This is a genomic window from Pseudomonas sp. LBUM1660 (assembly GCF_059695935.1).
Window position 1 is genome coordinate 826173 of the sequence record NZ_CP166795.1, and the last position, 11605, is coordinate 837777.

Sequence of the window (11605 nt, forward strand, 5' to 3'; positions counted from 1 at the left end):
TTGCGGTCGGGTCAGCAGTTCGCGGCCAATCGCCGCAAGGCCGGTACGATGCCCGGTAAGATATGGACCAACGGATCGCGCGGACGCCCGGTTGGTAGTGGTAAGTGCGCATAGCGGGCCAACCTTAGCGCCCGTAGGAGAGTGTACCAAGCGACGAGATTTTCCTCGTCTTCCGATAGAGTCCGAGGCCAAGCCTGCCGTAACTGTGAGAAGAACGGTTCAGTTCCGTGGACAGCAGCAGCGTAACCCAGTGTCGCAAGTGGGTCTCCACTCAAACAGCCCTCGAAGTCAATTAGGCCGGCAACACGGCCATCTTCCTCGACAAGTATGTTGCCGAAATTTATGTCTCCCCACACGAGTCGCTGCGTCGCGCTCGCTTGAGCTGGTGCCCCGGCGCAAATGACACGTTCGATCTCGCTCGTGAGAGAAGGCTCAAGCAGCTTATGGTCCTTAATCGACGCCAGACCGGTGCACATAGCGTCTTCGACGAAAGTGTCCCACGAGGAGTTTCGTGCTGCCATGCAAGTGACGATCTCCCCCGCCCCCTCGATTGTCAGATCCTGTAGCCGGTAGAGATGCGAAGCGAGATCTTCTGCCGCTACGCGACGACGCGCGTTGTCGAAACTTGGCAGCCTGTCAGCCAGTGTCTCGCCACTGATACGGCGATAGACCACGTAGCTAAGTGGTGCAGACGGTCCTGAGCGCGAGTCACTAATCGGCTTTGGCACAGACATGCCAGCTCGATAACAGTGCAGCAATAGGTCGGGTTCCTGAAACACTATGCCCGACCGGCTCGCGGGGTAAAAACGTACGATTACATCGTCATCGTTCTCGGTACGCACGCGACATTTGAAAGTCATCATGCCCTGATGCAGGAACTCGACGGCTAATACACGTGTACTCAACAGTTCTTCGACGATACCTGCCGCAGCTTTGTTAAGCACGTAGGGCATCGAATTGTCCGCCGTTTCAATCATGCATTGTCTCCAGCGCGCTCAAGTCAGGCCGGAAAAACAGTGATGCAAAGTCGTCAAGCTGCGCTTTGTAATCGCGGCGAGCCCAAAGCCATTCCCGCGTCAACGGCTCGAGCGTAAGTTTGAGCGAACTTGTGTAGTGAATGATACGGAACCAGAGCACAACATTACGGTTTAGGGTTGCGGACGCTGCGTAGGGCCCTTCAGGGTAATCGAAACGCACCATTTTCATTACGTGTCGAGCTGCATCACGAGCGCCATTCTGTGGGTCGAAAGCTTCGCCGGTTCGCAAGTCGAAGGCGACAGCATTGGCTGTGAAGTCGAACTGGCCGAGGACGTCAACGATGTCTTCGCAAGCCCAGAGGCCAGGGGAAAAATCTGCGACCGGAATTAGATCAGCGTACGTCTTTTCATGAATTGCGGGATACCAGCGTGGTGAGCCGTAAGGAGTAGCTTGCAGGCGACCGTTAAGCCCGAGATAGTCGATCGCATCCTTGACGTTTGTACCCTGCAGGAAGAAGTCGAAGTCCTTGGGAACTGCAGAATTTCCCATTAGTGCGTTACGAACAACTCCTCCTGCCACGTATACCTGCAGGTCCTCAAAGGCTCGCATTGCCTCCGCCAGAATGGGATAGCCGCACCAAAGTTCGAGGCTTCGTTTGATGTCGGCATAAGCGTTAGCGAGAATCATGGTTTTACGTGTCTTCAGCGGCATAGTAGAGCTCAAGTATACAGAGCTAAGGGTAAGTGGCAGGACAGCAGGTGCGTAGACATCTGATGAAGCTCTGCGCGAGTGCAGCATGGTTCATCTGAGCATTTGCAAGACTGGCAAGTGTAACGCTGAGAAATCCAGCAACCCGATTGCCGAGAGTCTGATCGACCAGCGCCCAGAAGTGATACTTGAGGAGCTCCGAGCTGAGTTCGCTGAGATGCCTTAGCGTTCCATGCCAAAGCGCTCCCACGTGAATTCTGTTTGACTCGGAGGGGCCTGGCCTTTCTGCGCGAGCGTAGTAGCGCGATAGAAACCGTCCGGATGCCTTGAAAACCCGTATCTACCGGGACGAAAGTTTGTTGTCAAAAACCCCTCACTGTTGCCACCACACAACATGAGGACTTCCCAATGACTGGTATCCCCACCAACCTGCCTCACCGCCACGTCGACCACGAGACCGGGCACATACTTCACGTTGATCCGATCACCGGCGAGATCATCAGTCGCAAGGACATGATCCGGCGCAAGGGTCCAGAAGCACAGTATCAGGCATGGGCTGCCCAGCGCCGTGCTGATGAGAACCTGACCACCGACCACGCCACCGCTCAAGCATCCCTGTCGATGGTCGTCCCAGTTGTCGATCCCATCACCAAGAAAAGCCGTGGCCGACCAAAGACCATCGTGAAGAACCCTGCCGCTGCCTTCATGCCGTTCCTTGTCGGAGTCGGACCCTTTGTTGAGCAGATGGCTTGTACTGGCGACAACCAAGATGAAGAAGACGATGACCTTACAGCTGCACAGGCTTGGGTGGACGACATCATTCACGGTTCAATCTTGACCAGTGCCAAAACCAGCAACGGGAGGATCAACGTGAAAGCCCGAGCAGTGATCCATGCGCTTTTCCTCTCGGAGATCTCAGCGGAAGCCTGCCAGACCTGCGAGTACACGTTGCGCACTGCCCAGCGCATTGCCAAGGCTGCCCGGCATGCCGCCCATGGGATCTCATCGTATGTCGAGAGACACCCGAAGTTGAAAGCGGCACTGGAAGCCAATTTCGAAGCAGAGGCTCTACTTTAGGCCTCTCGGACTTAACGACGGATAATAGAGAAAAAACTCTCAGACCACCTTCCAGCTCATCGACACCGGATCGATCAGACCCAGAGGGAGGGGGTAATTATAAATACAACCCCTCCTCAAAAAGTCATCTTTACGATCGTATCCAAGGAGAACTCATGACCTGTCTCGTCGCCTACCCAGCTCACTGAAGCCGACCTCATCACCCTGTCATGGGGCTTCGCAGCACCTTCACTACCTCAACTGATTGAGCTTCGCCATGTCTTAACCATTTGAAATGCATCCTTTCGAACTTACGAATCTGGAGTGGTTACCTTCGACAATAAACGTCGTGCTCCATTAGGTCGACTTGAAGTACTCCGCAAAGACTGTCGAACGGGTATCCAATTTGAGCCTGTGTTGGCAACTGAGCCAATCGGAGTCAGGGGTAAAGGTGTCGTTTAAATACCCTCACTATTGCCACAGCAACTCTTGGCTTCACCATCTTGCCCGTCGCAGGGCAAACCATCCTGCTTGTTCTGATGCTGCCTCTCACGCCACGCCGGTTCCCTTATCTGGGGCCGGATGACCGGCTGTGGGGGCGATCTGAAGAGCGCCACAAAAAGGAGAAAAAATAATGCTCATGACCAACACTACTGCAACCACCTTCGAGGAGATCACAAAGGCTGGAGCGATAACCCCAACGACCCTCAACGGTTTGCCCGGAATGTCGTCTTTGGAGATCGCTGAGATTACCGGCAAGCGGCATGACCGAGTTCTGAAGGACGCCCGGAAGATGCTCGAAGAGTTGTGCTTAATAGGAGTCGTCAAAACTGACGCGTCCTCCTTCGTCGAGACCAGCTACCAAAATAGTCAGAACAAAGCACAACCGATGGTCATTCTCGACAAGGAGCTAACCTTTACGCTCATCACTGGATACAGCGTCAAGCTACGCCATCTCACCGTCAAACGTTGGCTTGAGCTTGAGGGGGCAGGCTTTGAACGTGTGTCCATACAGGCTGCTGTGGTTCATCTGATCGAACGTGAGAAAGACAATCGGCAAGCGGCCCTCCATGCTCTTAAGAGGGCCAGCAAAAAGATTCCACGCCGTCCTCTGACTCCCGCTGAGAAGGAGCGCCAGCGACTGAAGCAACTGGCCTACAAAAATTCCAAAAGAGGCGTGTAAGGACCTTATTTTACGATTTTATGATGTAGCGCGTACTGCTTCCCCTTTGTTGTTAGGCGCAGATCTTTGTCCGAATCTTGAGTGATAAGGCCATCTTTTATGGCTTGCGAGATCAGTACGTCCAGCATCAATCTTGATATATTGGTCTCGTCAAGTATTTCGCCATAATTCATAAAGTCCTCGGTTTGCCTTTCAAAGATGCGTACCACAGTTTTCATGAGTTCGAGAATGGGGTCGCCTTGCCGCTCCGGTTGGTTGTTCACTACCGGTGTAAAAGGACTATTTCCAATCGGGGGTTTAACGAAAAGCGGTGTGCCGTGCAAAGTCCGAATTAACTCGTCGTAGGCGAACTCGCTTTGATCTTCACTTGAGAAGTCGATGAATAATTTTGACCTCAAAAATGTGGGCGTTTCATAAGTGCCGGCTTGACGAATTAGAGGTATTACCTTGTTAGAGTCAATGGTTTTCAGCAAGTCCGCAGTAACAATCATTTTTTCATAACCGACTCCGCCTGAACCCGAGTTGGCTTTTTCTACATAACGCTCAGTGCAAATCATTATTACTCGGTTAGAAGATGCAAGATTTCGCTCCATGAAATGAGGAAGGTCATCTCCTGGCTTTAACTCCCATTGATCGAGTATTGCGTCGACACCAGAGTTACGTAACCTCGTCGCAAACTCTAAGACCCATTGCTTATGTGCTTGCGAGTCGTGTGAATAGGAGATGAATACTTTCGGGATGCTCATGATTTCTACACTCAGATCTTTCAGGCTGCGGTTGGTTAGTGACGCCACCTTTGAGTAAAATTCCTTGTCATCGATTAGCTGGAATCCATTTGTTGCCTATATGAGATTGACGTCCATTTAATTCGAGGCAGGCAAGGGCCAAGTGCGAAATTACGTACTTACAAAAGCTCTGTCCACCGCTGAATGCGGTTGGTTTCTTAGGTGTGGCCTACAGGTGCTCTTAATGGGGATTTGGCAAAAATTTCCGAGGGGACACCTCAATGACTCACTCCCTCGTCGGTTCCCCCTGTACGCCTTTATGCAGGTGCTGATTCAGCCGCCTTCATGGCGCTTCATAGCGTCTATGTGTGCCTCCGTAAGAATCTTTCGAGTGTCACAAGTACTGTACCAACCCTGTCACAACCCGTTGCCAAGCATCTGCGGACCAAGCTACGATGAACTTCCCTTTCTTCTTCCAGACCCTCAGTCCGTGAACCGCAATTCCCGCGTCTGGCCCAGCAACAACGGGCCATTCAGCTCAGTCACCGCGCGGATGTAATCCCACAACAGGGTAATCCGCTTGAGCTTGCGCAGGTCCTCCCGGCAGTACATCCAGAACTGCCGGGTGATGTTGATCTCTTCCGGCAACACCGGCAGCAAGCGCGGGTCCTGAGCCGCGAGGAAGCACGGCAGAATCGCCAATGACCGTCCTTGCTGCGCCGCCACGAATTGCGCGATCACGCTGGTGCTGCGCAAGTTGGCGCTGGCGCCGGGCAACACATTCGCCAGGTACAACAGCTCCGAGCTGAACGCCAGATCGTCGACATAACTGATGAATGAATGCTTGCCCAAGTCTGCCGGGCGGCGGATCGGTGGGTGCTTGTCCAGGTAATCCTGCGTCGCATAGAGCTGCAGTTTGTAGTCGCAGAGTTTGCAGCAGACGTAAGGGCCATGCTCCGGGCGCTCCAGGGCGATGACGATGTCCGCCTCGCGCTTGGACAGGCTGATGAAGTGCGGCAGCGGCAAGATGTCCACCGAGATCGCCGGGTAGGCGTCGACGAAATGGCTCAACTGCGGGGTAATGAAAAAACTGCCGAAGCCTTCGGTGCAACCCATGCGCACATGCCCGGACAGCGCCACGCCGGAGCCTGAAACCTGTTCGCAGGCCATGTGCAGCGTGCTTTCAATCGATTCCGCGTAACCCAGCAACCGCTGACCTTCGGCGGTCAGGACAAAACCGCTGGTCCGGGACTTCTCGAACAGCAGCGTACCCAATGCCGCTTCCAACGAACTGATGCGCCGCGACACGGTGGTGTAGTCCACCGCCAGACGTTTGGCCGCAGTGCTGGCCTTGCGGGTGCGGGCGACTTCGAGGAAAAACTTGAGGTCATCCCAGTTCAACGAGCCTAACGACGTGATGTTTTTTTGCATGATGGACCGGCTTTTATGTGCGTTCTTATTAGAAGTTTGCACATCTATACTCCAAAAACAGTCCGACAACCAATTCGCGACACACGCCTCATCTCAAGGCGACTTATCCGCCTTGGCTCCCTGCATAACAATAAGTATTGGAGACCAGCATGAACGCATCGCTCACGCCCAACGAAACCACTGTCCAGACCGTCAAGTTGTTGATCAACGGCGAGTGGGTCGAGTCCCAGACCACCGAGTGGCACGACATCGTTAACCCGGCGACCCAGCAAGTGCTGGCCAAGGTTCCGTTCGCCACCGCGCAGGAAGTGGACGCCGCGATCAGCGCTGCCCATCGCGCCTTCCAGACCTGGAAGCTGACGCCGATCGGCGCGCGGATGCGCATCATGCTTAAGCTCCAGGCGTTGATTCGCGAACACTCCAAGCGCATCGCCGTGGTGCTCAGCAACGAACAAGGCAAGACCATCGCCGACGCTGAAGGCGATATCTTCCGCGGCCTGGAAGTGGTCGAACACGCCTGCTCCATCGGCAGCCTGCAAATGGGCGAGTTCGCCGAGAACGTCGCCGGTGGCGTCGATACCTACACCCTGCGTCAGTCAATCGGCGTCTGCGCCGGCATCACCCCGTTCAACTTCCCGGCGATGATTCCGCTGTGGATGTTCCCGATGGCCATCGCCTGCGGCAACACCTTCGTGCTCAAGCCGTCCGAACAGGACCCGATGTCGACCATGCTGCTGGTGGAACTGGCGATCGAGGCCGGCGTTCCGGCCGGCGTGCTCAACGTGGTTCATGGCGGCAAGGACGTGGTGGACGCGCTCTGCACCCACAAGGACATTAAGGCTGTTTCCTTCGTCGGTTCGACCGCTGTCGGCACTCACGTCTACGACCTGGCCGGCAAACACGGCAAGCGTGTGCAATCGATGATGGGCGCGAAGAACCATGCCGTGGTGCTGCCGGATGCCAATCGCGTACAAGCGCTCAATGCGCTGGTTGGCGCCGGTTTCGGTGCCGCTGGGCAACGTTGCATGGCCACTTCGGTGGTGGTGTTGGTGGGCGCGGCCAAGCAATGGCTGCCTGACCTGAAAGCACTGGCGCAGAAACTCAAGGTGAACGCCGGCAGCGAGCCGGGCACTGATGTGGGGCCGGTGATTTCCAAAAAAGCCAAGGCGCGGATTCTCGACCTGATCGAGAGCGGCATCAAGGAAGGCGCAAAGCTTGAGTTGGATGGTCGCGACGTGACCGTTCCAGGCTTCGAGAAGGGCAACTTTGTCGGCCCGACACTGTTCTCCGGCGTGACGCCCGAGATGCAGATCTACACCCAGGAAATCTTCGGCCCGGTGCTGGTGGTCCTGGAAGTCGACACCCTCGATGAGGCTATCGCGCTGGTCAACGCCAACCCGTTCGGCAACGGCACAGGCCTGTTCACCCAAAGCGGTGCGGCGGCGCGTAAGTTCCAGACCGAAATCGACGTCGGTCAGGTCGGCATCAACATTCCGATTCCGGTGCCGGTCCCGTTCTTCAGCTTCACCGGTTCGCGCGGCTCCAAACTGGGCGACCTCGGTCCGTATGGCAAGCAAGTGGTGCAGTTCTACACTCAGACCAAGACGGTCACCAGTCGCTGGTTCGATGACGACAGCGTCAACGACGGTGTGAACACCACCATCAACTTGCGTTAAGGGGCGGGACATGAAAATCGCTTTTATCGGTCTCGGCAACATGGGCGCGCCGATGGCGCGCAACCTGATCAAGGCCGGCCACGCACTGAGCCTGGTGGACCTGAACAAAACCGTTCTGGCCGAGCTGGAACAACTGGGCGGCAGCATCAGCGCTTCGGCCCGTGAAGCGGCGCAAGGTGCGGAATTGGTCATCACCATGCTGCCCGCCGCTGTGCATGTGCGCAGCGTCTGGCTGGGTGAGGACGGCGTGCTCGCCGGTATCGGCAAGGGCGTGCCGGCCGTGGATTGCAGCACCATCGATCCGCAGACGGCGCGAGATGTGGCGGCTGCTGCGGCCAAGCAAGGTGTGGCCATGGCCGATGCGCCTGTCTCTGGCGGTACGGGCGGTGCAGCGGCCGGGACGCTGACTTTCATGGTCGGCGCCACCCCTGAACTGTTCGCCACCCTGCAACCGGTGCTGGCGCAGATGGGCCGCAACATCGTTCATTGCGGTGAAGTCGGCACCGGGCAAATCGCCAAGATCTGCAATAACTTGCTGCTGGCGATTTCGATGGTCGGCGTCAGTGAAGCCATGGCGTTGGGCGATGCCCTCGGCATCGACACCACCGTGCTGGCGGGAATCATCAACAGTTCCACCGGGCGTTGCTGGAGTTCGGAGATGTACAACCCGTGGCCCGGCATCGTCGAAACGGCGCCGGCCTCGCGCGGTTATACCGGCGGTTTCGGTGCAGAACTGATGCTCAAGGATCTGGGGCTTGCGACTGAGGCGGCCCGTCAGGCGCACCAGCCGGTGGTGCTCGGCGCAGTGGCCCAGCAGTTGTATCAGGCGATGAGCCAGCGCGGGGAGGGCGGTAAAGACTTCTCGGCGATCATCAACAGCTATCGAAAACCTCAGTAAGCAGTTTTTCTGAGGCGAATGGTTAGAAGCTTTTGTGGCGAGGGAGCTTGCTCCCGCTGGTTCGCGAAGCGGACCCAGGTTCAGCGAATGCGGTGCTTCAGAAAGGCCGCATTTGCTGATTTTGCGGCTGCTTCGCAACCGAGCGGGAGCAAACTCCCTCGCCACAGGTTATGCGAATTTACCGGGAGACAACGTCGGGTGGTCTTCCGGTTTTTTGCATCAGGCAAACACGAAATACTTGCGCACGGTTTCAACCACTTCCCACGTGCCTTTCATCCCCGGCTCGATGACGAAAATATCACCGGCACGCAGATGGATCGGCTCTTTGCCTTCCGGGGTGATGATGCAATACCCCTCGCGGAAATCGCAGTATTCCCACTTCACGTATTCCACATACCACTTACCCGGCGTGCAGATCCAGGTGCCCATGATCTTGCTGCCGTCTTCGCTGGTGTAGGCGTTGAGGTTGACGGTGTGCGGGTCGCCTTCGAGTTTTTCCCATTTGCAGGCATCGAGCACCGGCAGCGGATGAGTGTCGCGAAGAACGGTAATAGGTGCGGTCATGTGGACTCCGGGGCAGTGGATTAGAGAACTGAAGCCGCACCCTATAGCGCCCCGCACTCGGTCAGTTGTCTGTGCTCGACACTCAGTTACCCAGAAGCGCTGTGCCGGTTTGCACGGATTGGCTTGTAATCCCTCCAGATGCATTGTTTGACGACTGCGCTGATATACAACAACAGTTGTAAAGTTATAACTAATTTACTTGTTAGATTTCTACTCTTTATGCGTCTGTCCTACGAGCCGGAAGTTAATACTTTTGGGTCTGCCCATGTTTAGTCATCGAGACACTGCGTGCCCCACCATACGCATCCTTTGTTAAGTAAATAAGTCGAGTGGCGCAAGGCTTCGCACCAACCGAGGGCAGTGCGCAGGCCCCTCCGTGCGGAGGTCTCAAGTCATTAAAAAACTTTAAATAGTTCGTTGACTCTCCCCTTAAGGGCAGAGTTTAGATTTCTGCCGCGTGAGAAGTTTCTGTGGGAATAGTTACTTCTCGTATACGGAATTCATGAAGCAATCACGATATAAGGAGATAGAGATGAACAATCCATTGGAACTGGAAAACGTCATTGCCAGCACCCGCGAGATCCTCGCGCAACTGTTGGTGATGAGCGCCGAGGATATCGATGAGAACAGCAGCATCGTCGAGGACCTCAGCGCCGATTCACTGGACATCGTCGACCTGAGCTTTCAACTGGGTCGTCAGTATGGCTGCACCTTGCCCAAAACCAGTGTGCTGGATCACGCCGTCGCTGTTTGCGGCGACGCCAGCGAGTTCCTGGTCAGCGGTCGCATCACTGAGAACGGCAAGGCCTTGCTTGAACAGAGTCTGAGCGCCTACTCCCCGGATCAACTCAAGGCCGGTATGCAACCGGCGCAAGTGTTTGCCGCCACCACCGTGCGCAACTGGGCGCAACAGTGCCGCAACCTCTTCAACTACCTGCCGCAAAGTTGCCCTGACTGCGGCGCTCATCAAGCCGTGTTGAACGAACGTCAGCAAGTGGTCTGTGGCGCTTGCAGTGCGCGGCTGGTGCCGGCCGATGGCGATGAGGTTTCGCGCCGACTGGTGGAGCAATTTGTGGCCACTCACGTCAAAGAGACGGTGTAGGAGTTCTCATGCGGACACGAGAAGTCTATGTGACCGGATTCGGTCTGGTGGCGCCCATGGCGCTGGACGCCGCCACGTTGTTCGAGCGGATCTGCCAGAAGCAGTCCTGTGTTCGCGAACATCCACGGTTCAAGGCGCTGGGCTTCAACAACAGCGCGGCCGGGTTTATCGACGACGGCCAGTGGAAGCAGATCGCCGCGGGATTCGGCGGCAATGCCACGCTGCATCCGCGGCAAAGCGTGCTGGCCGAGTTTGTCGCCCGACAAGCCACGCAGCACGCCGGCCTGACCCCGGCAGACTTTGCTCATGCCCGCAGCGGATTGTTCCTGGGGGCCAACAAGTACTGCGCGGACAGTCACGATCTGCATCGCGCCAGTCGCTGCATGGATGAGGCCGGGCGTGTCGATCTGGATCTACTGCTGGATAACCCGGCGGCGTCGCGCGCGGTTTTCGGGCGCCGGGTCGATCAGCAAACCCTGCACCTGGCCGAGCGGCTCGGTATCCGCGATCACATTTCGACCCACTCCGATGCCTGCGCCGCCGGCACCATGGCGATTGGTAGCGCCTATCGGGCGATCGAGCGCGGCGAAATCGACCTGGCCATTTGCGGCGCAGTCGAACTGATGGCCAACGAGTTGCCGTATTACATGTTCAACAGCCTCGGCGCGCTGTGCCAGGCGGACCTGCCGGCAAGCGAGCAAAGCCGACCCTTCATGCCGGACCGCAGCGGCTTCGTGATCAGCGAGGGCGCGGCCATGGTCATTCTCGAATCCGCCGAGCATGCACTACGTCGCAAAGCCACGCCGGTGGGGCGTGTGCTGGGTTACGCGAATGTGTGCGAGGCACAAAAAATGACCTCCAGTAGCCGGGATGGCAGCAAATACGAGGAATGCATGGAAGCCGCCATTGAAGACGCCGGGCTGCTCAGCAGCGCCGTGCAACACGTCAACACCCACGGCACGTCGACCCAGGCCAACGACAGTTGCGAAGCCTTGGCTTTGCAACGGGTGTTCGGCGAGTGTCAGGAACACGTGACGTTTACCGCCAACAAATCGGCCATCGGTCATTCCCTGGCGGGCAGCGGCGCGATTGAAGCGGTGCTGTCGCTGATCAGCCTGCGGGACGGCGTGCTGTTGCCGACCCTGAACTACGATCACGACCGCGCCGAATACCCCTCGCTGAAATTTCTCAGCGAGCCGATGCGCCAGTCGATCAACGTGGTGATGTCCAACTCGTTCGGTTTCGGCGGCGTCAACAGCTCGCTGGTTCTGGGGAGGGCATGAC

Annotated in this window: 11 protein-coding genes; 6 read left to right on the forward strand and 5 right to left on the reverse strand. The window is 56.6% G+C overall.

Translation table 11 applies throughout. The features are described from left to right. Positions 1-11: 11 nt before the first annotated feature. Both ACA068_RS03710 and ACA068_RS03715 read right to left on the reverse strand, forming a co-directional pair. Positions 12-977 carry a phosphotransferase family protein gene (locus ACA068_RS03710; RefSeq protein WP_497307697.1) on the reverse strand — a complete coding sequence of 322 codons (966 nt, stop codon included), beginning with the start codon at positions 975-977 and terminating at the stop codon, positions 12-14. Next, entirely contained in the window at positions 970-1689 is a 720-nt protein-coding gene (locus ACA068_RS03715; protein WP_497307699.1) for a hypothetical protein, read from the reverse strand. Before ACA068_RS03715 ends, ACA068_RS03710 begins: the two co-directional genes overlap by 8 nt. A gap of 405 nt (positions 1690-2094) precedes the next feature. On the opposite strand from ACA068_RS03715, the gene ACA068_RS03720 reads away from it, so the two are divergent. Beyond that, positions 2095-2763, forward strand: a complete 669-nt coding sequence (locus ACA068_RS03720) for a hypothetical protein (protein ID WP_497307701.1) — start codon at positions 2095-2097, stop codon at positions 2761-2763. 613 nt (positions 2764-3376) lie between these two features. Next, on the forward strand, positions 3377-3925 hold the full coding sequence (locus ACA068_RS03725; RefSeq protein WP_497307703.1) for a Rha family transcriptional regulator: 549 nt from the start codon (positions 3377-3379) through the stop codon (positions 3923-3925). A 5-nt stretch (positions 3926-3930) separates the two neighbouring features. Here the strand turns inward: ACA068_RS03725 and ACA068_RS03730 are convergent, their stop codons facing one another. Then, entirely contained in the window at positions 3931-4719 is a 789-nt protein-coding gene (locus ACA068_RS03730; protein WP_497307705.1) for a toll/interleukin-1 receptor domain-containing protein, read from the reverse strand. A 414-nt stretch (positions 4720-5133) separates the two neighbouring features. Continuing rightward, the gene (locus ACA068_RS03735; RefSeq protein ID WP_497307707.1) at positions 5134-6081 is read right to left on the reverse strand and encodes a LysR family transcriptional regulator; all 948 of its coding nucleotides are present in this window, start codon (positions 6079-6081) and stop codon (positions 5134-5136) included. A 149-nt stretch (positions 6082-6230) separates the two neighbouring features. Here ACA068_RS03735 and ACA068_RS03740 point away from each other — a divergent pair, with 149 nt between their 5' ends. Together ACA068_RS03740 and mmsB are read left to right on the forward strand one after the other, a co-directional pair. Continuing rightward, complete coding sequence (locus ACA068_RS03740) at positions 6231-7757, forward strand: CoA-acylating methylmalonate-semialdehyde dehydrogenase (RefSeq protein ID WP_497307709.1); 1527 nt, start codon at positions 6231-6233, stop codon at positions 7755-7757. Positions 7758-7767: 10 nt separating this feature from the next. Beyond that, complete coding sequence (gene mmsB / locus ACA068_RS03745; RefSeq protein ID WP_077747330.1) at positions 7768-8655, forward strand: 3-hydroxyisobutyrate dehydrogenase; 888 nt, start codon at positions 7768-7770, stop codon at positions 8653-8655. 219 nt (positions 8656-8874) lie between these two features. Here mmsB and ACA068_RS03750 read toward each other — a convergent pair whose 3' ends face one another. Then, entirely contained in the window at positions 8875-9219 is a 345-nt protein-coding gene (locus ACA068_RS03750; protein ID WP_007946320.1) for a cupin domain-containing protein, read from the reverse strand. A gap of 532 nt (positions 9220-9751) precedes the next feature. Here ACA068_RS03750 and ACA068_RS03755 point away from each other — a divergent pair. Beyond that, positions 9752-10321, forward strand: a complete 570-nt coding sequence (locus ACA068_RS03755) for an acyl carrier protein (protein WP_497307711.1) — start codon at positions 9752-9754, stop codon at positions 10319-10321. Between the two features lie 8 nt (positions 10322-10329). Continuing rightward, entirely contained in the window at positions 10330-11604 is a 1275-nt protein-coding gene (locus tag ACA068_RS03760) for a beta-ketoacyl-[acyl-carrier-protein] synthase family protein (RefSeq protein ID WP_497307713.1), read from the forward strand. The last annotated feature ends 1 nt before the right edge of the window (position 11605 follow it).